This window comes from Paraclostridium dentum, from assembly GCF_048568265.1.
Taxonomy (GTDB): domain Bacteria; phylum Bacillota; class Clostridia; order Peptostreptococcales; family Peptostreptococcaceae; genus Paraclostridium; species Paraclostridium dentum.
Genome location: NZ_CP183813.1, coordinates 2,553,381 through 2,575,132, shown reverse-complemented (window position 1 = coordinate 2,575,132; position 21,752 = coordinate 2,553,381). Strand labels below are relative to the sequence as shown.

The following is a 21,752-nucleotide window of genomic DNA, read 5'->3' as shown; positions in this document are numbered from 1 at the left end:
AAATTGTATGTTTAAGAAAAATGCTCTATGAGTTATAATAGTTTTAAGTTATAACTTTAGGGGTGGTAATTATGAAAGTATTAATGAGAATTTTAGATATACTTTTAGATATATTAAAAAAAGTTTTAGTAAGATTTAAAGATGCTAAGTTTGGAATAATGTTTATAATTAATCTATTTAAATTACCTGACTTTTTTACAGATAAAGCGGTTAATATAATAAGTAAAGCCAAAGTTACATCTGCAATTTTTATAGCTATAACATATCTTGTATCGGGAATAGACTTTATCCCAGAGATGATAACTGGAGTATTTGGTTTTGTAGATGATTTATTTGTACTGTTATGGAGTTTAGGTATAATTAGTGAAGAAATAGAAAAATATAAAAAAGAAAGCTATGACCCAAATATAATTGAGGGAGTAGATTTTACAATAAAAAATGAAGAGTAGATTACTACTCTTCATTTTTGAATATATATTTTAAAGACTCTATCAATAAAACATTATCATCATGATTTAAAGTACAAATTCTAAAGAAATATTCATCTAACCCTTCAAAAGACTTACAATCTCTTATTATAAATTTCTTTTCAATTAGAGCTTCTCTTAACTTTGATGCTGTTATTTTTTTTGTTTTAATTTGACTAAGTATAAAATTACCGTCGCTATGATACACTTCTAAGTCTTCAATTGAAGAAAGCTCTCTTAATAAAAACTCTCGTTCGCATTTTAATATAGAACTAGAAGTATTTATAAAGTCTACGTCAGTAAACATAACTTCACCCATAACAGATGCTAATGTATTTATGTTCCAAAGGTCTATATGATTTTCAATTGAATCTTGTACTTGAGAATTACATGTAAGTCCATAGCCAAGCCTTATACCAGGTGTACCAAAAAATTTAGAGGTACCTCTTATTACAAATAACTTACCAAAATTATCAACTAAATGTGTAGAAGAATAAGTTTGTGTATCTGTAAATTCAATATATGTTTCATCAACCATTAAAAAGGCATTTGTATTTTCTAATATTTTTTTAATTTCATTTTTAGTAAATGCAAATCCAGTTGGATTATTTGGGTTACAAATAACAACTAAATCACACTTACTTATGTTTATGTAATCTATAAACTCATCTACGTCTACTTTGAACTTATTTTCTTTTTTTGAAAAGAATTTATGTATTTCACAATTTACTTTGTTTAACTCTTTCTCATACTCAGAATATGATGGAGATAATAAAACTGATTTTTTTGGATTAACTATTTCTATAAATGATGAAATAAGTTCAGTTGCACCACTTCCTAATACTATATTTTTTATATTACAATTACAATATTCTGATATTGAATTCTTTAGGTTATAGTAGTTTGGGTCAGGATATATAGATACCATATCTATATTGTCTACAATAGCTTTTTTACCTAAACTAGAAGAGCCTAATGGATTTATATTTGAACTAAAATCTTTTAATTCATTTTTTTTAAAACCTAATTTATTTGATAGGTCGTATAAGTTAGCACCATGGTTTGTACTCATTTTAATAGTCCTCCTAAAATATTGATTACAATAATAATTATATATAATAATTTGCATATAATATATAACTAATACGTAAAAAATAAAAATATATGAAGGGAATAATAAGGATAAGAAATAAACACGAATTATTATCAAATAAAATAAAAAAATATTCACAAATTATTTAAAGTATATGTTATAATGATATATATTAATATACGGTAAATTGGAGGTACAATTATGTACAAGGTTACAGGTGTAATGATAAGTGAAGAAGAGATATTAACGAAAGTTAAAGAACTAGGAAAAAGAATAGAGGAAGATTTTAAAGGACAAGAATTATTAGTAGTAGGTATACTTAAAGGTGCGAGTGTATTTGTTGCTGATTTAATAAGAAATATAAACTTAGATGTTAATATAGATTTTATGAGTGTATCAAGCTATGGAAGCTCAACAGAATCTTCAGGAACAGTTAAAATATTAAAAGACTTAGATGTAGATATAGAGGGTAAAAATGTTTTAATAGTTGAAGATATAATAGATAGCGGATTAACATTAAGCAATTTAGTGGCAGCATTAAAAACTAGAAATCCAAAATCTTTAAAATTATGTACGTTATTAGACAAGCCACAAAGAAGAAAAGTTGATATGCATGTTGACTATGTGGGATTTGTTATAGAAGACAAGTTCATAGTTGGATATGGAATTGACTATGCAGAAAAATATAGAAACTTACCATATATAGGAATAGTAGGAGAGTAATCTTCTACTATTATTTTTTTAAAACATATTTTAAATAATTAAGATTGATTGTATAATAAAATTATAAATAGAACTTAATTATAAAATAAGGGGGATATGAATATGTACTATATAGGTGTAGACATAGGTGGTACAGGAGTACAAGCTGGTGTAGTAGATGAAAATGGGCAAATTCTTTTTAGAAAAGAATGTCCAACGGATGTTTTAAGTGGATTTGAAAAAATAATGGAAGATATTAATCAACTCGTAAGAATCATGTTAAAGGAAAACGATGTTCAAATTTCGGAAATTAAGTCAATTGGATTTGGAGTTCCTAGTTTTATAAATAAAAAGGGGCAAGTCACATGTGTTAACTTAGGTTGGAAGGAAGAAGATTTTATAAATACTTTAAAGTCTAAGTTTCCAGAAACAAATGTATACGCTGAAAATGATGCTACAGTTGCAGCTTTGGCAGAAGCTAAAGCTGGAAGTATGAAAGGTTGCGATGTAGGTGTTATGTATACTTTAGGAACTGGAGTAGGTGGAGGAATAATAATAAATGGGAAAGTTTTCAATGGAGCACATAATATGGGGTCTGAAATTGGTCATGTTATAGTAGACACTAATTATTTTGATTGTAACTGTGGAAATAATGGATGCTTAGAAACTTTTTGTTCAGCTACAGCTATTATAAAGTATGCTAAAAAATTAATAGAAGAAGGCAATGATAGTAAAATACTAGAATTAGCTAATAATAATATAGAGAACATAAATGCTAAAAATGTATTTGATGCATATAGATTAAACGATAAAGTTGCTATTGAAACTATAAACAGATTCAAAGAGTATTTAGCGAAAGCTATTGCAGGTATGATAAATACATTAGACCCAGAAGTTATATCTTTAGGTGGAGGAGTATCAAGAGCTGGAGATATAATATTAGATGGATTAGATGAATTAGTTAGAAAGTATATAATTTATAAAAATGAAGACTTCGCAGACATTGTAATAGCAACGTTAGGTGCAGATGCAGGTATAGTTGGGGCAGCATTTTTAAACTAAAATTTTATAATAAATATATTAATGATTTTGAGAAGTTTAGTACTTCTCTTTTTTTTTGCTCAAATATATTTAAATTACACAAAAAATTATAATAAAGGACAAGTTACCTACGTAAAATTAAGTATAAACACAAGTATTTAAACAATTACATAAAAAATCTAAGGGGGATGATATTATGCCAAATATAGTTTTAACAAGAATTGACAATAGACTTATTCACGGTCAAGTAGCGACTATGTGGTCTTCTAGTGTGGGGTCTAATTTATTATTAGTAGCAAATGATGAAGTATCAAAAAATGAATTTAGACAGGGATTAATGGATATGGCAGCTCCAAGTTTTGCTCAAACAAGATATTTTTCTATAGAAAAAACAATAAATATAATAAATAGAGCTAGTGAATCTCAGCACATTGCTATAATTTGTGAAACTCCACAAGATGTTTTAAAACTTGTTGAGGGAGGCGTTCCTATAAAAAAAGTAAATATAGGAAATATGCATATGGCTCAAGGTAAAAGACAAGTTTCTAAAGCAGTTTGTGTAGATGATAATGATGTAGACGCATTTAAAAAACTTAAAGCATTAGGTGTAGAGCTAGAAATCAGGAGAATTCCTAGTGAATCTGCTGAAAGTATAGATGAATTATTCAAATAAGAAAGGGGTAAAGTCATGGAATTAGGTTTTATGCAGATTGTTCTTATACTAATTGTAACTTTTATAGCAGCTATTGACCAATTTAACTTTTTAGAGTCTTTATATAGACCTATAGTTATGGGGCCAATAGTTGGAGCTATAATGGGAGATTTAAACACAGGACTTATAGTTGGTGGATCATATGAACTTATGATGATAGGAGCTATGCCAGTTGGAGGAGCACAACCTCCAAATGCGGTTATAGGTGGAATTATGGCTACTGTATTTGCAATTACATCAGGACTAGACACTAGTGCAGCATTACCACTTGCAATACCATTTGCATTATTAGGTCAATATGCAGTAACAGCTCTATTTACAGTAATGTCTCCGTTAATGGGATTATGCGATAAGGCAGCTAATGAAGCTAATCCAAAGGGAATAGATAAAGTAAACTATATGGCTATGGCAATATTAGGAATATCATTTGCATTAATTGTTTTGGCTGGATTATTAGCAGGTCAAGCGATAGGAGATACATTGACAAGAGTTTTACCAGAACAAGTTTGGACTGGATTAACTGCAGCAGGAAAAATGATGCCTGCACTAGGATTTGCAATGTTACTTAAAGTTATGTTAAGTAAAGATTATGCTATATTCATGATGTTAGGGTTTGTATTAGTTGCATATTTAAACTTACCACTTTTAGCGTTAGCTATAGTAGGGTTAGTAGTTGCTATATATGACTTTAATATTAGTGTAAAAACTAAAAATGTCGGAGGAGGTATGAGTGATGGCATCTAATATAGAACAAAAATCAATAATTCATACTGAGTATATAGACAAAAACGAAGGAGAAACATTAGATAAGAAGACTTTAAATAAAATGGCTTTTAGATCTATGTTTTTACAGGCATCATTTAACTATGAAAGAATGCAAGCTGGAGGATGGTTATACTCTATATTACCAGGGCTTAAAAAGATACACAAAAATAAAGACGACTTAGCAACTTCTATGAAACATAATTTAGAATTTTTTAATTGTCATCCATTTTTAATAACTTTCGTTATGGGAATTATATTATCTTTAGAGCAAAAGAAATCAGATGTACAAACTATAAGATCTTTAAGAGTTGCAGCTATGGGACCTTTAGGTGGAATAGGAGATGCGATATTCTGGTTTACATTACTCCCAATTGCAGCAGGAGTTGGAGCAAACTTAGCACTTCAAGGAAGTATAGCAGGGCCTATAGTCTTCTTATTAATGTTTAATGTTGTTCATTTAGGATTAAGATTTGGGCTAATGCATTGGTCGTATAAAGCTGGAGTTGATGGTATTACAAGATTGACTAAAAATGCAAAAGAATTTACAAGAGCTGCAACAATATTAGGTATGATCGTTGTAGGTGCACTTATAGCTTCTTATGTAAATATAAATATAGTAACGGAAATTCCGATAGGAGAAACTACTTTGAAGGTACAAGAAATACTAGATGGAATAATGCCTAAAATATTACCTCTTGGATTGACTTTTGGAATGTACGGATTGGTTAAGAAAAATGTAAGCCCGCTTGTAAATATATTAATAATGGTAGCAATAGGTATATTAGGAGCGTATATAGGATTATTTTAGGAGGAAGTTGAATTGATTATAATAACAGGGCATGGAAAGTTTGCATCAGGAATAAAAAGTAGTTTAAATTTAATAGTAGGAGAATATGAATTTTTAAAAGTAGTTGATTTTACTGAAGAAAAGACTCCAAGAGATTTAAAAGAAGAAATACAGTCCTTAGTTAATGAAAATATAGAAACAAAAACATATATATTTACAGATTTAGCAGGGGGAACTCCATTTAAGGTTAGTAGTGAGTTAAAATTAGAAAATAAAAATATAGAAGTGTTTTGCGGAACTAATTTGCCTATGGTAGTTGAATCTACTATGATGGAGTCGTTAGGTTGCCAAATAGACATTGATTTAATAAAAGAAACAGGAATAAATAGCATAAAACCAAAAAAGAAAATAATTGAGTTTTGCGAAGACGGGATATAATAAAGAGTAGCTTAGGCTACTCTTTTTCTATATAATAATAATTATATTTATTTTTAAAAGGAGGGTGATATTAAAAATGAATATGGAAGTTGAAATATTAAAGTATGTACAATCTTTTAATAATCCAATATTAGATACGATATTTTTAATAATAACTATGAGCACAGAGATACCTGTTATTTTAGTATTAGCTTCAATTCTATACTGGTGTATAAATAAAAAGTATGGAGCAAGATTACTTTTTGCATTAACAGGAAATATAGCATTAAATACTGGAGTAAAAGAGTATTTTAAATCTCCAAGACCAATAGGTGTTGAAGGAATTAAATCTATGAGAACATCAACTGCAACAGGGTATTCATTTCCAAGTGGTCATACTCAAATAGGAACTACTTTTTGGGTTAGTATAATGAATATATTAAAAAATAAGTACATGTATTTATTTGGTACAATAATGTTTATATGTATAGGGTTATCAAGATTATATTTAGGTGTCCATTGGCCTGTTGACGTATTATTTGGATGGTTTTTCGGAATATTTTTCACTATTATATGCAATTGTATAATAATAAAAATTGAAGAAAGTCAAAAGTATAGTTATTTTATGATAATAGTAATCCCTATGATATTAGGTATATTTATTGTAAATAGCATAGAGTACATAAAAATGTCAGGACTATTAAGTGGATTTATTGTTGGTTATATAATAGAAAGACAATGTATAAATTTTAAAGTAGATGTTAGCTTAAAATCTAAAATATTTAGGTATATATTTGGATTGCTAAGTCTAGGAGCTGTATATGCTATTTTAAAATTAATTATGCCTCAAAACTATGTAGGTAGTTATTTAAGATATTTTATGTTGATGGTATATGCAATTGCAGGAGCGCCATATTTATTCGATAAAATTTGGAAGGAATGATAAATTTGAAAAAAGTAGTTGTAATAGGTGGAGGAGCAGCAGGGATGATAGCAGCATCAACTGCATCTAGTATGGGTCACGATGTTACTTTACTAGAGAAAAATGATAGATTAGGCAAAAAATTGCTTATAACAGGAAAAGGAAGATGCAATATAACTAATGATTGTGATATTGAAGAGCTTATTGAAAATATTCCTACTAATGGAAAATTTTTATATAGTTCATTTTATACATTTACAAATGATCAAGTTATAGATATGTTTAATTCTCTTGGAGTAAAAACTAAGACTGAAAGAGGAAAAAGAGTTTTTCCAGAGAGTGATAAAGCTAAGGATGTTGTTGTTGCACTAGAAAAACAATTAAAACAAAATAATGTGAAAATTGTTATGAATGCATCAGTTGATAAGATAGAGGTAAAAGATGGAAACGTCAAAGGTGTTGTTCTAAAAGATAAAAAGATTATAAACTGTGATTGTGTAATAGTTTCAACTGGAGGAATGAGTTACCCAAGAACAGGTTCAACAGGTGATGGATATAAATTTGCTAAAAATTTAGGACATACTATAGTGAAACCTATACCATCTTTAATTGGACTTGAAACTATGGAAGATGTTTATGAGTTAAATAAGCTATCTCTTAGAAATGTTGCTATAAAAGTAATGGATAAGAGAGGAAAAAATATCTTTGAAGATTTTGGAGAAATGGAATTTAATGAATTTGGAATAGATGGGCCTATAATAAAATCAGCAAGTTGCAGAATGAAATCTTTTGAAAATGAAACATATAAGATTTATTTAGATTTAAAGCCAGCCTTAAGTGAAGAAACTTTAGATAAGAGAATTCAAAAGGACTTTAAAAAATATACTAATAAAAAATTTGAAAATAGTTTAGATGATTTACTACCTAAAAAACTAATACCTTATGTTATTAAACAAAGTGGTATAGATAAAGATTTAGTAGTTCATCAGATTTCAAAAGAACAAAGAAAACATTTAGTTAATTTATTAAAAAATATGGAATTCAATATAAAAAGATATAGACCTATAGATGAAGCTATAGTAACATCTGGAGGAGTTAAGACAAATGAAATAAATTCATCAACGATGGAATCAAAGATCGTTAGCGGTCTATTTTTTGCAGGAGAAGTAATAGATGTAGATGGATATACAGGTGGTTTCAATTTACAAATTGCATTTTCAACAGGATATTTAGCGGGAATAAGTTGTTAAATTCTCTTTTAACATTTGTAGTTAAAAAAAAATAAAAAATTTATAAAATTTAGTATATAAAAAACTAAGATTGGCATAATAAGAACATGAACAACGAACAAAGTAAATGGAGTAAAAGTTGTTCATGGTAAATTTGCCACTTATAAATAAAACTCCATAAATACTACAAATAAACTAATATAAAGAGAGGTAATCAACATGACAACAAACAATAATAACACTAAAGCAGTACCAGAAGCTAAAGCAGCTTTAAAACAAATGAAATTAGAAATAGCAAATGAATTAGGTATATCTAATTATGACACTGCTGACAAAGGAAATATGACAGCAAGACAAAATGGATATGTTGGTGGATACATGACTAAAAAATTAGTTGAAATGGCAGAACAACAATTAAGTGGACAACAAAGATAATTAAAGAAAGGAAGGGTAAAACCTTCCTTTTTTTATGTTCAAAAATAAAAATGTGTACAAATTATTAAAGTTAAATTTATTTGTTTTAATTTTAGAGTAAAAATAGAAGAGATGGACAAAATATAAATGAAATACATAAAAGGAGGAATAGTTGTTATGGCAATAAACTTTGAAGAAGTAAAAACTAAATTTATAAATGGAGATTTAGATGAAAAAATAAGAATATATACTACAACTGAAGGACTTTCAGTTGAACAATTTAGAGAATTACTTAAGTATTATCCAATTCAACATCTTTCTAAGTTAGAAAAAGCTTTAGGATAAATATAAAAGCACTAAGGAAATTATATACCTTAGTGCTTTTGTATTTTATGAACATAATTATAAATTTTTTCATTACCTAAATCTATTTGCCCAGTGGAAATATATTTTGAAATATTACTAACGTCATTTTCATTTAAATATTGTTGAGGTATATTAAGTTCAAAACCAGTTTCGTGTAAAAGTTTTTTTAATTGAATTTGTTGAGTAATTGATGGTTTTAACACTGTTTTTTTAATTTTTTTCTTTTTTGAATTACTAATAGTTTCATTTTGATCCTTAATAAGTGTTTGAATATAACTTGTATAGGAATTTTTAAAATCCTCGTCATCAAGTAAATTAGAATTTATAACATCTGTTATTTCTTCGTTAGATAGTATATTTTCAGCAAATTTAGCAGCAGTTAATTTTCCTGTAGTTATACCTTTTTGATATTTTCTTAAAATTTTTTTAGTAAAACTATATATCTTACTTCTGGTTTCCAAGTCTAAATCTTCAATAAGCATTAAATCACTCCTTAATTACGTTATATTAACAGTATTAACAAGTATAGGAAATAATATAATTGTAAATATTACAAATATATATAAAGGAGGATGAATTTATGATAAATGGTATTATTAAGCTTTTTTATTCTGAAATAGTTAAATCAAAAATGAAAAGTATGCCAAGTAAAGAATATGATATTAGAGATGAATTTAAAGATATAAGTAATATAGCTATGAAGGTAGACAGCTTTTTTTTAGTAGCATTCAAATTAATAATAGGGTTAACTATAATAGTAATATCATTAAGTATTAATATATTATTTGGAGTAGGGAGTACATTGATACTAATTTTATATGGAATTAGTAAACTTCATATTGCAAATCAAATAACAGATCAGGTTAAAGATGGAATGGAAAATATAAAAATAAATTTAGAATCTAGTAGTCAAAGTGTAGTTACAGATAAAATTAAGCAAAAGATAAACGCATTAGTATGTTTATTGTTTATAGGTATATTTTCGAACTTTAACTACATAATCATAGGGTGCTTTATAATAGTTTTTATGTTTACTATAAAAGATATATATAGTAATATTAATAAATAGACTTTTATAAAGAGGGGAGAGAAAACACCTATATGAATTACTACAATGAAAATGACAGACTTAAGCGTGTAGTAGAAATATCAACCTTAGTAACGGAGTCAGATAATTTCTTTGAAATAAAAGATAAAATAGTTGAAAAAATGTTAGATGTAGTTCATCCAGCAAAAGCATGTGTAAATTTATTTTATAAAAATAATTATGAACATGCTTATTTAGTGTGTTCGCAAACTCTAAACTATATATCTAAGGTGTTTCCTATAGAGAAGCCAATAGGAGTTAAAATAGATTTTAATCAGTATCCTAAGTATATTCATGAGGCTGTAAAAGAGCAAAAAGTAGTTTATGTTAAAAATGTATTTTCAGATGAAAGAGCTCTTGATGAGAGGGATTTAGCTACAAATGAAGGATATATAGGAAGAATCGTATTTCCACTTATAGTTCATGATAAAGTAACTGGATTTATGACATGCTTTTTAACAGAAGATGATAAAATTACAGATGATGATATGGACTTTATTTCGTCAGTAGCATCTTTAATAAGTTTATCTATAGAGATAACAAGTAAGAATAATGATATACAAAATCTTATACACAAATTAAGAGGAGCTATATCTTCTATAAATGATGCAACAAAGAAACTATATTTAAACAAAGATATAAAGAGTTTCTTAGATCATCTAAGTAAACAAGCTTGTAATATAACAAAAAGTAGAGAAGCTGTTATAGTAATACATGGAGCAAATATAAATGGAAAGAAAAAAGAGCTATCAAGCTTTTTTACCTTAGATAAAATTAAACCAGATGTTTATTATACATTAGATAAAATAATTGACAGCCAAACTGTAGGTTCGTACTCAAATGAAATACATGGGGATGTGGACTTACAAGGAATTCAGACTTATATATATCATAAGTTAATAAATAAAAATGATATAGTAGGATATATAGCTTGTACTAATGCTAAAAACTACACTAAAGACGATTTAAATATACTTAGTATACTTGCTAAGCAAGTAGCTGTTGCTATGCAGTTGTATGAGTATAGTAAAAGTGAGGTAAAGCATCAAGTTTTAGAAAATGAGCTTAAAGTTTTAAATCAACAACAAAAACTTATAATGAATAAAGGGAATAAAGTATTAGATAACAATAGAGAATTGAGATATTTTCATAAACCAGCAAAAGTAGTAGGTGGAGATTTCTACCATACTATAAAGAAAGATGATGGAACGGTTGTAACTATACTAGCGGATGTAATGGGACATGGTATTGTATCCAACTACATGGTTGCTATGATAAAGGGAGCATTTAAAGTATTAGCAAAACAATACGATACACCTAGCGAAATAATGGAAAATATAAATCAATTCTTATTTGATGAATTTGATAAAATGGGAGTTTTTACCACTTGCATAATAGCGGTAATAAAAAGTAATGAAAATAAAATGATTGTATCAAATGCAGGTCATTACTATCCAATTGGAGTAGATAAGAATCATAAGGCTTCATTTTTAAAATGTAGTAAGGGGATACCAATAGGTATACTAGAAGAAGTAGAATACTCAGATAAAGAAATTGATATATCTAAATATAAAACTGTTTCTTTATACACAGACGGGGTATTAGAAATAAAAGACCACAACAAAGAAGAATTTGGTGTTGATAGGCTAAAAACATTTTTAGAAGAAACCAGTTCTTCAGATCAAGATGATATGGAAACTAGCTTGAAATCGAAGCTATGGGAGTTTTCAAGAAAAAGCAACTTTGAAGATGATATATTAATTGTTACTCTTAAAGAGAGATAAGGAGATTAATATGAGCGAGGTTTTAATAATAAATGGAAGTCCAAGAAAAAATAAAAATTGTTCAGCTGTAGTAAAATCGATAATTAAAAATTTGGATGAAAATAAAATAACCTACAAAGTTTTTGACATATATGATATGAACATAGAATATTGCACAGCTTGTGGATTTTGTGAAAAAACAGGGTTTTGTAAATTTAAGGATGATATGACACCTATGTATGATATGTTTGATAAGGCTAAAGGAACTATAGTAGTCAGTCCTGTTCACTTTGATTGCATATCTGCAAAAGTTAAAACTGTGGTTGATAGAACACAAGCAATATATGCAAGTAAATATATACTAAAAAAACCATCCATTGATAGAAATAAAAAACGAGTTGGTATGTATATTGCCGTTGGAGGTAGTGATCCATATCCATCTCAATTTAAAGGTGGACAGATAGTTATGGATTTTTTCTTTAAAAGTATAAATACCAAGCTATCTTATAATCATTATATAAATAGCAGTGATAAATTAGCTTTTATAGAGAATGAAATTGAAAAGGTACATTTAGAAAAAAAAATAGAAAATTATGTGAAAGATATAAAAGAGCTTGGTTAAATACAAGCTTTTTTTACGTATAAACCAAACGAGAGGAGAAATTTATGCTTAGATATATAACAAGTGGAGAGTCACATGGTAAATGTTTGACATCAATAATAGACGGAATTCCAGCCAATGTTAGTTTAAATATAGATGAAATAAACCTAGAGATGAAAAAACGCCAATCTGGATATGGAAGAGGCGGGCGTATGAAAATTGAAAGTGATACTGTGGATATACTTAGCGGGGTTAGGGGAAAAACTACTATTGGAGGACCAATAGCTATACAAATAAAAAATAAAGATTATGAAAATTGGATTAAATATATGAATCCAGTTGAAGATATTGATAGAGAAACTAGAAAAGTTGAACAAGTAAGACCAGGCCATGCAGATTTAATTGGATCTTTAAAGTATAATTTTGATGATGCTAGAAATGTTTTGGAGAGATCGAGTGCGAGAGAAACTGCTAGTAGGGTTGCAATAGGAGCAATTTGCAAACAGGTTCTAAAAACATTTGACATAGAATTTGCATCACATGTAGTTCAAATTGGAAATGCAAAGGTTGATAAACTATATAGCTTTGAGTTTATAAAAGACAATGTGGATATAAGTGAAGTTAGATGTATTGATAAAGATATAGAAGAATTAATGATATCAGAAATTGATATGGCTAAATCTGAAAAGGATACATTAGGCGGAATAATTGAGATAAGGGTAAAAAACGTACCTCCTGGATTAGGATCGTATGTCCATTATGATAAAAAAATAGATGCTCACATAGCTATGAATGTAATGAGTATTCAAGCTATAAAAGGGGTAGAAATAGGAATAGGATTTGACGTTGCAAACAATAGAGGATCAAATGTTATGGATGAAATTTTCTATAACGATGAAAAAGGTATATACAGAGAAAGTAATAGATTAGGCGGAATAGAAGGTGGAATGACTACAGGTGATGAAATTGTAGTAAGGTGTGCAATGAAACCAATACCTACACTATACAAACCTCTAAACTCTATAAACATGAAAACATTGGAAAGTTTCCAAGCGACTGTTGAAAGATCAGACACTTGTGCAGTTCCAGCATGCAGTGTTGTATGTGAAAATGTAGTTGCGTTTGTAATTTTACAATTTATGTTAGATAAATTTGGAAAAGATAATATAGAAGATGTAGTGAATAACTATAATTCGTATATGAATAGGCTAGGTGATAGAGGATGGAAAAATCTATAAAAATTGAATATGATTATAATGAATTTGAATTAAACTGTAGATACGATAAGCTACTTATAATAACTGATGAAAATGTAAATAGATATCAGTTTGATGAATTTGTAAAGGTATTGAATCATGAGTTTATAGAAGTGTTTATAGTTAAAAGTGGAGAGCAATCTAAAACTTTGGCTGTTTATGAAAATATAATGGAATTTTGCATAACTGTTGGGATAACTAGAAAATCAGCTATAATTGCATTAGGGGGAGGAGTTGTAGGAGATTTAGCTGGATTTATTGCAGCTACGTATATGAGAGGAATTGATTTAATTCAAGTTCCGACAACATTATTAGCTCAAGTTGATTCATCTGTTGGAGGAAAAACAGGTATAAATATAGGCAATATAAAAAATATAATAGGAGCATTTTATCAACCTAAATTTACATATATAAATGTAAATGCACTAAAAACTTTAAATGAAAGTGAGTTTTTAAGTGGGATGGCAGAAGCTTTAAAATACTCATTTATATATGATTATGAATTTTTAAATTACATAATTGATAATAGTGAAGGTGTATTATTGAAAAATCAAGATGTATTGTCTTATATTATAAATAAATGCACATGTATAAAATGGGAAGTAGTGAGCAAAGATGAAAAAGAAAATGGATTAAGAAAAATTTTGAATTTAGGTCATACATTTGGTCATGGAATTGAAAAACTTTGTGGATTAAGCCATGGGTTTGCGGTTAATATAGGTACAAACATGGCATTTAATTTAGCCTTAGATAAAGGATTTATAGACGCTGAATACTACCAACAATTTTTATACGTATCTAAATTATTAAATATACCTATTTCTATTAAATACCATAATCCAGAAGAAATACTAGACTTGATGAAAAGTGATAAGAAAAACAGTTTTGGAAGTATAAATCTAGTTATACCAGTTGGAAGAGGAAAAGTGGAAGTTTTTGATAATATAAAAGAAAGTGAAATATTAGAAGTAATAAAGAGGTGCACTAATGCTTAAAGGAACTGTAGAGTTAATTGGAGACAAATCCATATCTCATAGAGCTATAATGTTTTCATCTATAGCGAAAGGTACTACAAGAATAAAAAATTTTTTAATGGGACAAGATTGTTTAAGTACCATTGATTGTTTTAGAAAAATGGGTGTAAATATAGATATAAATGATAATGAAGTTATCGTAAAGGGTGTTGGATTGAGAGGTCTAAAAAAGCCTAATGAAATTTTAAATGTTGGAAACTCAGGTACGACGATAAGGCTTATGATGGGCATACTTGCTGGAAATGAATTTGAGTCCACTGTAATAGGGGATGAATCTATTGGGAAAAGGCCCATGAAAAGAGTAACTGACCCGCTAAGATTAATGGGATGTAGTATAAAAGGAAATGATGATGCAAATTTTACTCCTATAACTATATATGGTGGAAATTTAAATGGAATTGAGTATAAAATGCCAGTTGCATCTGCTCAAGTAAAATCATCTATAATATTAGCATCTTTATATGCAGATAGTAGTAGTACTATAATTGAAAAATCAAAAAGTAGAAATCATACAGAGATAATGTTAAAGTCATTTGGAGCTGATATAAAATCTAATGACTTAAAAATAGATGTACAACCTGTAAGGGAACTTTTTTCAGTAGGAAATATAAATGTAGCAGGAGATATTTCATCAGCGGCGTTTATAATTGCAGCTGCTAGTATAGTTGAAGGTTCAGAAGTTCTTATAAAAAATGTTGGATTAAATGAAACTAGAACAGGAATAATAGATGTATTAGAAGCTATGAATGGAAATTTTGAAATTATAGATAAAAGAGTTGAAAGCGGAGAAGTTGTAGGAGATTTAATTGTAAGATATAGCGACAAATTAATAGGTACAACTATAGATTCAAATTTAATACCTAGATTAATAGATGAAATACCTGTAATTGCAATTTTAGCAACTCAAGCTAACGGAACAACAGTAATAAAAGATGCAAAAGAACTCAAAGTAAAAGAAAGTAATAGAATAAAAGCTGTTGTTGAAAATTTAAAAAACATGGGAGCAGAAATAGAAGAACTAGAAGATGGCATGGTAATAAAAGGTAAAACAAAATTAAAAGGAGCAAATATAAAAACTTTTAATGATCATAGGATAGCTATGGCATTTTCAGTAGCTTCATTGATTTCAGAAGGTAAATTAAACTTAGATAATACAGCTTGTATAGATATATCTTTTCCGGGATATTTCGATTTAATAAATAATTTATTAAAGCAAAATTAGAATAAAATTTGATTTTATTAGGAATATTATGTATAATTGTATTGCAATATTTTAAAAAACTTAGGAGGACTTTATAAATGAAATTACCAATAGCATTATCAAATAAACACGTTCATTTAAGTCAAGCAGATATAGAGACATTATTTGGAGCAGGTCATCAATTAGTAGAATTCAAGCCATTAAGCCAACCAGGGCAATATGCTTGTGAAGAGAAAGTTGATTTAGTAGGACCTAAAGGAACTATAAAAGGAGTTAGAGTTTTAGGACCAGCTAGACCTAACACACAAGTTGAAATATCTTTAGCAGACGGATTTACTTTAGGAGTTAAAGCTCCAATAAAGGAATCTGGAGATATAGAAGGAACTCCAGGAGTTAAATTAGTTGGGCCAGCAGGTGAAGTAGAATTAACAGAAGGTGTTATAGTTGCATCAAGACATATACATATGAGCTTAGATGACGCAGCTAAATTTGGAGTAAAAGACAAGCAAATAGTAAAAGTTAGAACTTTCGGACCTAGATCTATAGTTTTCGAAAATGTATTAGTAAGAGCTAATGCTAACTTTGCTTTAGAAATGCATGTTGACGTTGAAGAAGGAAATGCAGCAGCTGTTAGAAACGGAGATATGGTAGAGTTAATAGCTGAGTAATATATATAAAAAAAGTATGTGATTTTTCACATACTTTTTTTGTTTATATGAAATTATTTAAGATTGAATTATAGATATATGTAAATAAGAAACTAAATCAAATCCTATACATACAATAAAGGCTCTATTCACACAAAAACTACTTATCTAATTTTAAGCTATCCAAACTATTGTCCTGAAGATAATCTACCCCATAGCTATACATACTTTCTAAAACTGGAATAAGTTTCTCCCCACATTCTGTAAGTCCATATTCTACCTTCGGAGGAACTACAGGATATACTTTTCTATAGACTAAGTTATGAGACTCTAAACTTCTCAACTGTTGTGTTAACATTTTTTGAGTTACATCAGGAAGTTTGCGTCTTAAATCACTAAATCTAAGAGGATTAGGCATTAAATACCAAAGAATTAATATTTTCCATTTTCCCGAAATGATTTTATGAACTAAGTTTATAGGACACATTTCATACTTATTACATCTTTCATTCATGTGACATTTAGAATGATCTTGTACCTCGAGTTGAATTTTCATAATAACCACCTTGAATTATAATAGTATACTTTTGGGTACTATAAAACAAAAAAGTACCTACTTGTTATAAAAAAACTTAATTGGTACTATTATATCATGAATTTCGCAAGCTATCTATTCGTTGATACCTTAAAATTTTTTAATAAAAATATGATACTCTGTAAATTATAATAAGTAAGTGATATATACAAAAAATGTATATATTTGCTATAATAAAAGAACATTATAAAAATAAAAAGGAGACATATTTATGGATAAAAATATAGCAAAAATGATTGATCATACTATTTTAAAGGCTTTTGCCACAGAAAATGATGTAAAGCAATTATGTAAGGAAGCTAAAGAATATAATTTCTTTTCAGTATGTATAAACCCAGCAAATGTAGAACTTGCAAAGAAAGAATTAGAAGGATCTAATGTAAAGGTATGTACTGTTATAGGATTCCCTCTAGGGGCAAATACATCAGAAGTAAAAGCTTTTGAAACAGACGATGCTATTAAAAAAGGTGCAGATGAAGTTGATATGGTTATAAACATAGCAGCATTAAAAGATAAAAAGTACGATTATGTACTAAATGATATAAAAGCTGTTGTAGATGCTTCTAATAAAAGAGCATTAGTGAAAGTAATAATAGAAACATGCTATTTAAATGATGAAGAAAAGAAAATAGCTTGTGAATTATCAGTTAAAGCTGGAGCTGATTATGTAAAAACATCAACTGGTTTTGGAACAGGCGGATCTACTCCTGAAGATATAAAACTTATGAGAGATGTTGTTGGACCTAATATAGGAGTAAAAGCTTCAGGTGGAGTAAGAAATCAAAAAGATGCAAAAGCTGTAATTGAGGCTGGATGTTCTAGAATAGGAGCAAGTGCATCAATTGCAATTGCTAAAGGTGAAGATTCTGAAACACAAGGATATTAAAAAAAATAAAAAAATGCAGAAAAATGTTTTAAGTATACAAAATAGGGTATATATGTAATATTGAACTTTTAAAGTATACAAAAAACAAAAACATATATTGAATAGAAGGAATTTGTAAGTTAATGTAGAATTTATTACTTAAGAATATCTTAAACTATTCAAAATATTTACTCAATATAGAATACAAAGGACTATTTTGGGAGGAATATACAAGGAGGATACATACTATGGCAAAATTTATGAAAACAGTAGATGGTAACACTGCTGCTGCTCACGTTGCATATGCATTTACAGATGTAGCTGCAATATATCCAATAACTCCATCATCTACGATGGCAGAAGTTGTAGACGAATGGGCTGCACAAGGAAGAAAAAACGTATTTGGACAAAAGGTTAGTGTTGTAGAAATGCAATCAGAAGCAGGAGCTGCAGGAGCATTCCACGGTTCTTTACAAGCTGGAGCATTAACATCAACATTCACTGCATCACAAGGTTTATTACTTATGATACCAAATATGTATAAAGTAGCTGGAGAGTTATTACCTGGAGTATTCCACGTAAGTGCTCGTGCTTTAGCATCACAAGCTTTATCAATATTCGGTGACCACCAAGACGTTATGGCTGCTAGACAAACAGGATGTGTATTATTAGCTTCTGGATCAGTTCAAGAGGTTGCTGATATAGCACCAGTTGCACATTTAGCTGCAATAGAAGGTAGATTACCATTTATACATTTCTTTGATGGATTCAGAACATCTCACGAAATACAAAAAGTTGAATTATTAGAAAATGAAGATTATGCTAAATTATTAAATATGGAAGCTGTTCAAGAGTTCAGAAACAGAGCTTTATCACCAAATCACCCTGTAACTCGTGGTACAGCACAAAACCCTGATATATACTTCCAAACAAGAGAAGCTTCAAATAAATATTACAATGATATAGTTGGAATAGTTGACAAATACATGAACCAAATGTCTGAGTTAACTGGAAGAAAACATGGACTATTTGATTACTATGGAGCAGAAGATGCTAAATATGTAATAGTAGCTATGGGATCTGTAACAGAAGCTATAGAAGAAACAATAGATGTATTAAATGCACAAGGAGAAAAGTACGGTTTAGTTAAAGTTCACTTATACAGACCATTCTCAATGCAACACTTTGTAGATGCTATGCCATCAACAGTTGAAAGAATATGTGTATTAGATAGAACTAAAGAGCCAGGAGCAACTGGAGAGCCATTATACTTAGATGTTAAATCAGTATACTATGGAAAAGAAAATGCTCCTATGATAATAGGTGGAAGATACGGATTAGGATCAAAAGATACTGTTCCTACTCATATAAAAACAGTTTATGATAACTTAAAATTAGAAAATCCTAAAGATCAATTTACATTAGGTATAGTTGATGATGTTACTAACACTTCTTTAGAATTATCTGATGAATTAAAAATAGCTCAAAAAGGAACTGTAAGATGTAAGTTCTGGGGATTAGGATCTGATGGTACAGTTGGAGCTAACAAACAAGCTATAAAAATAATAGGAGATAACACTGAAAAGTATGCTCAAGCTTACTTTGCATATGACTCTAAAAAATCTGGTGGTATAACAATGTCTCACTTAAGATTTGGAGATGCTCCTATAAGATCAACTTACTTAATAGATGAAGCTGATTACATTGCTTGTCATAATCAATCATATGTATATCAATATGATCTATTAAAAGGATTAAAGAAAGGTGGAATATTCGTTCTTAACACTATATGGAATGAAGATGAGTTAAACGAACATTTACCTGCAGCTATGAAAAATTACATGGCTAAAAATGATATCCAATTCTATACAGTAAACGGTACTAAATTAGGACAAGAAATAGGACTTGGAAATAGAATAAACATGATAATGCAATCTGCATTCTTCAAGTTAGCTCAAATAATACCAGAAGCTGATGCTGTAGAGTACTTAAAAGACTCTATAAAGAAAGCTTACGGTAAAAAAGGTGAAAAAATAGTTAATATGAACTACAAAGCTGTTGATGCAGGTATGAATGCTTTAGTTAAAGTTAATATACCAGCTAACTGGGCAGATGCTAAAGATGCTGTTAAAGAAGAAGTTAATGAACCAGCTTTCGTAAAAGATATAGTAAGACCTATGAATGCACAAGAAGGAGATAATTTACCTGTAAGTACATTCAATGGAATAGAAGATGGTACATTCCCAGCTGGACTTGCTGCATATGAGAAGAGAGGGGTAGCAGTAAACGTTCCTGAGTGGATAGTTGATAACTGTATCCAATGTAACCAATGTGCTTACATATGTCCTCATGCATGTATAAGACCAGTATTAGTTAATGAAGAAGAAATGAAAAATGCTCCAGAAAAATTCGATACTAAGAAAGCTATAGGTAAAGGATTTGAAGGATTACAATACAGAATGCAAGTAAGTCCAATGGACTGTACTGGATGTGGAAACTGTGCTGACGTATGTCCAGCTAAAGAAAAAGCTTTAGTTATGAAACCTCTTGATACTCAAGAAGTTGAAGTTGAAAACTGGGCATTTGCAGTTGATACTAAGAAAGTAGCTCCAAAAGGAGATATAATGGCTCCAACAACAGTTAAAGGAAGTCAATTTAGACAACCACTTATGGAGTTCTCAGGAGCTTGTGCTGGATGTGGAGAAACTCCATATCTTAAGTTAGTAACTCAATTATTTGGAGATAGAATGATGATAGCTAATGCTACTGGATGTTCTTCTATATGGGGAGGATCAGCTCCATCAACTCCATACACTGTAAACCATGAAGGTAAAGGTCCATCTTGGGCAAACTCATTATTCGAGGATAATGCAGAGTACGGATTTGGTATGTTCTTAGGTGTTAAACAAATGAGAGCTAAGTTAGTTGAGACTATGGAACAATTAATATCTATGGATATATGTGATGCAGCAAGAACAGCATTCACTAACTGGTTAGAAAATAGAGAAGATAGTGAAGCATCAGTTAAAGCAGCTGAAGAAGTACTTGCAGTATTAGCAAATGCTCATAATATAGAAAATGCTGAAATAAAAGCTTTAGTAGCTGAAATAGAATCAAGAAAAGATTATTTAGCTAAGAGATCTCAATGGATACTAGGAGGAGATGGATGGGCTTATGACATCGGTTACGGTGGATTAGATCATGTACTTGCTTCTGGTGAAAATGTAAATGTATTAGTATTTGATACAGAGATATATTCTAATACAGGAGGTCAAGCTTCTAAATCAACTCCAGTTGCAGCAATGGCTAAATTCGCAGCAGCAGGTAAGAGATCTAAAAAGAAAGATTTAGGTATGATGGCTATGTCTTACGGAAACGTATATGTAGCACAAGTTGGTATGGGTGCAGATAAGAACCAATTAATAAAAGCTGTAGTAGAAGCTGAAAAATATGATGGACCATCATTAATAATAGCTTACTCACCATGTATATCTCATGGATTAAAAGAAGGTATGGGAAGAGCTCAAGCAAACATAGAGCAAGCTGTTAAGTGTGGATACTGGCATTTATACAGATTCAACCCAACTTTAAAAGCTGAAGGTAAGAATCCATTTACATTAGACTCTAAAGAAGCAACTGAAAGCTTCAGAGATTTCTTAATGAAACAAGTAAGATATTCTGCTATAGCTAAACAATTCCCAGATGTAGCTGATGAATTATTTGAAATGGCAGAAGAAAATGCAAAAGAGAGATACGAAAGTTATAAGAGATTAGCTGAACAAAACTAA

General features: G+C 29.3%; 23 protein-coding genes. 20 read left to right on the top strand and 3 right to left on the bottom strand.

Translation table 11 applies throughout. The annotated features are described in order from the left end of the window. Window positions 1-71: 71 nt before the first annotated feature. Window positions 72-449, top strand: a complete 378-nt coding sequence (locus ACN6I1_RS11975) for a YkvA family protein (RefSeq protein WP_419742057.1) — start codon at window positions 72-74, stop codon at window positions 447-449. Window positions 450-453: 4 nt separating this feature from the next. On the opposite strand, the gene ACN6I1_RS11970 is transcribed toward ACN6I1_RS11975, so the two are convergent. Next, entirely contained in the window at window positions 454-1,539 is a 1,086-nt protein-coding gene (locus ACN6I1_RS11970; protein WP_419742056.1) for a pyridoxal phosphate-dependent aminotransferase, read from the bottom strand. Between the two features lie 222 nt (window positions 1,540-1,761). On the opposite strand from ACN6I1_RS11970, the gene hpt reads away from it, so the two are divergent. From hpt to ACN6I1_RS11920, 10 genes are all read left to right on the top strand, one after another. Beyond that, the gene (gene hpt / locus ACN6I1_RS11965) at window positions 1,762-2,283 is read left to right on the top strand and encodes a hypoxanthine phosphoribosyltransferase (RefSeq protein WP_021429996.1); all 522 of its coding nucleotides are present in this window, start codon (window positions 1,762-1,764) and stop codon (window positions 2,281-2,283) included. A gap of 102 nt (window positions 2,284-2,385) precedes the next feature. Then, window positions 2,386-3,324 carry an ROK family protein gene (locus ACN6I1_RS11960; protein ID WP_419742055.1) on the top strand — a complete coding sequence of 313 codons (939 nt, stop codon included), beginning with the start codon at window positions 2,386-2,388 and terminating at the stop codon, window positions 3,322-3,324. Between the two features lie 175 nt (window positions 3,325-3,499). Then, complete coding sequence (agaB, locus tag ACN6I1_RS11955; protein ID WP_419742054.1) at window positions 3,500-3,976, top strand: PTS galactosamine transporter subunit IIB; 477 nt, start codon at window positions 3,500-3,502, stop codon at window positions 3,974-3,976. Window positions 3,977-3,991: 15 nt separating this feature from the next. Continuing rightward, a complete protein-coding gene (locus ACN6I1_RS11950; protein WP_021433910.1) occupies window positions 3,992-4,759 on the top strand; it encodes a PTS mannose/fructose/sorbose/N-acetylgalactosamine transporter subunit IIC in 768 nt (255 codons plus the stop codon). After that, window positions 4,749-5,588 (top strand): PTS system mannose/fructose/sorbose family transporter subunit IID, encoded by an 840-nt coding sequence (locus ACN6I1_RS11945; RefSeq protein WP_142729785.1) that lies wholly within the window; start codon window positions 4,749-4,751, stop codon window positions 5,586-5,588. Before ACN6I1_RS11950 ends, ACN6I1_RS11945 begins: the two co-directional genes overlap by 11 nt. A gap of 12 nt (window positions 5,589-5,600) precedes the next feature. Next, complete coding sequence (locus tag ACN6I1_RS11940) at window positions 5,601-6,005, top strand: hypothetical protein (protein WP_419742053.1); 405 nt, start codon at window positions 5,601-5,603, stop codon at window positions 6,003-6,005. Between the two features lie 76 nt (window positions 6,006-6,081). After that, on the top strand, window positions 6,082-6,927 hold the full coding sequence (locus ACN6I1_RS11935) for a phosphatase PAP2 family protein (RefSeq protein ID WP_419742052.1): 846 nt from the start codon (window positions 6,082-6,084) through the stop codon (window positions 6,925-6,927). Window positions 6,928-6,932: 5 nt separating this feature from the next. Continuing rightward, a complete protein-coding gene (locus tag ACN6I1_RS11930) occupies window positions 6,933-8,156 on the top strand; it encodes an NAD(P)/FAD-dependent oxidoreductase (RefSeq protein WP_035115745.1) in 1,224 nt (407 codons plus the stop codon). Between the two features lie 198 nt (window positions 8,157-8,354). Next, the gene (locus ACN6I1_RS11925) at window positions 8,355-8,570 is read left to right on the top strand and encodes an alpha/beta-type small acid-soluble spore protein (protein WP_021430022.1); all 216 of its coding nucleotides are present in this window, start codon (window positions 8,355-8,357) and stop codon (window positions 8,568-8,570) included. 126 nt (window positions 8,571-8,696) lie between these two features. Next, window positions 8,697-8,894 carry a hypothetical protein gene (locus ACN6I1_RS11920; protein WP_119472409.1) on the top strand — a complete coding sequence of 66 codons (198 nt, stop codon included), beginning with the start codon at window positions 8,697-8,699 and terminating at the stop codon, window positions 8,892-8,894. A gap of 29 nt (window positions 8,895-8,923) precedes the next feature. On the opposite strand, the gene ACN6I1_RS11915 is transcribed toward ACN6I1_RS11920, so the two are convergent. Next, entirely contained in the window at window positions 8,924-9,397 is a 474-nt protein-coding gene (locus ACN6I1_RS11915; RefSeq protein WP_419742051.1) for a hypothetical protein, read from the bottom strand. Between the two features lie 98 nt (window positions 9,398-9,495). Here ACN6I1_RS11915 and ACN6I1_RS11910 point away from each other — a divergent pair, with 98 nt between their 5' ends. The 7 genes from ACN6I1_RS11910 (at window position 9,496) to pduL (ending at window position 16,525) form a co-directional block, all read left to right on the top strand. After that, a complete protein-coding gene (locus ACN6I1_RS11910; protein ID WP_025162717.1) occupies window positions 9,496-9,984 on the top strand; it encodes a hypothetical protein in 489 nt (162 codons plus the stop codon). A gap of 32 nt (window positions 9,985-10,016) precedes the next feature. Further along, a complete protein-coding gene (locus ACN6I1_RS11905) occupies window positions 10,017-11,786 on the top strand; it encodes a SpoIIE family protein phosphatase (RefSeq protein WP_419742050.1) in 1,770 nt (589 codons plus the stop codon). Between the two features lie 10 nt (window positions 11,787-11,796). Then, window positions 11,797-12,387 (top strand): flavodoxin family protein, encoded by a 591-nt coding sequence (locus tag ACN6I1_RS11900; RefSeq protein ID WP_021430108.1) that lies wholly within the window; start codon window positions 11,797-11,799, stop codon window positions 12,385-12,387. A gap of 44 nt (window positions 12,388-12,431) precedes the next feature. Beyond that, entirely contained in the window at window positions 12,432-13,604 is a 1,173-nt protein-coding gene (aroC, locus tag ACN6I1_RS11895) for a chorismate synthase (protein WP_419742049.1), read from the top strand. After that, entirely contained in the window at window positions 13,589-14,617 is a 1,029-nt protein-coding gene (gene aroB, locus ACN6I1_RS11890) for a 3-dehydroquinate synthase (protein WP_419742048.1), read from the top strand. Before aroC ends, aroB begins: the two co-directional genes overlap by 16 nt. Then, entirely contained in the window at window positions 14,610-15,878 is a 1,269-nt protein-coding gene (aroA, locus tag ACN6I1_RS11885) for a 3-phosphoshikimate 1-carboxyvinyltransferase (protein WP_419742047.1), read from the top strand. The genes aroB and aroA overlap by 8 nt, the downstream gene beginning before the upstream one ends. Window positions 15,879-15,955: 77 nt before the next feature. Next, on the top strand, window positions 15,956-16,525 hold the full coding sequence (pduL, locus tag ACN6I1_RS11880) for a phosphate propanoyltransferase (protein ID WP_021430061.1): 570 nt from the start codon (window positions 15,956-15,958) through the stop codon (window positions 16,523-16,525). Window positions 16,526-16,664: 139 nt separating this feature from the next. Here the strand turns inward: pduL and ACN6I1_RS11875 are convergent, their stop codons facing one another. Beyond that, complete coding sequence (locus ACN6I1_RS11875) at window positions 16,665-17,060, bottom strand: winged helix-turn-helix transcriptional regulator (RefSeq protein ID WP_021430030.1); 396 nt, start codon at window positions 17,058-17,060, stop codon at window positions 16,665-16,667. Window positions 17,061-17,310: 250 nt separating this feature from the next. Here ACN6I1_RS11875 and deoC point away from each other — a divergent pair, with 250 nt between their 5' ends. Together deoC and nifJ are read left to right on the top strand one after the other, a co-directional pair. Beyond that, entirely contained in the window at window positions 17,311-17,985 is a 675-nt protein-coding gene (gene deoC, locus ACN6I1_RS11870; protein ID WP_021430057.1) for a deoxyribose-phosphate aldolase, read from the top strand. A 227-nt stretch (window positions 17,986-18,212) separates the two neighbouring features. Next, a complete protein-coding gene (gene nifJ, locus ACN6I1_RS11865) occupies window positions 18,213-21,752 on the top strand; it encodes a pyruvate:ferredoxin (flavodoxin) oxidoreductase (protein ID WP_419742046.1) in 3,540 nt (1,179 codons plus the stop codon).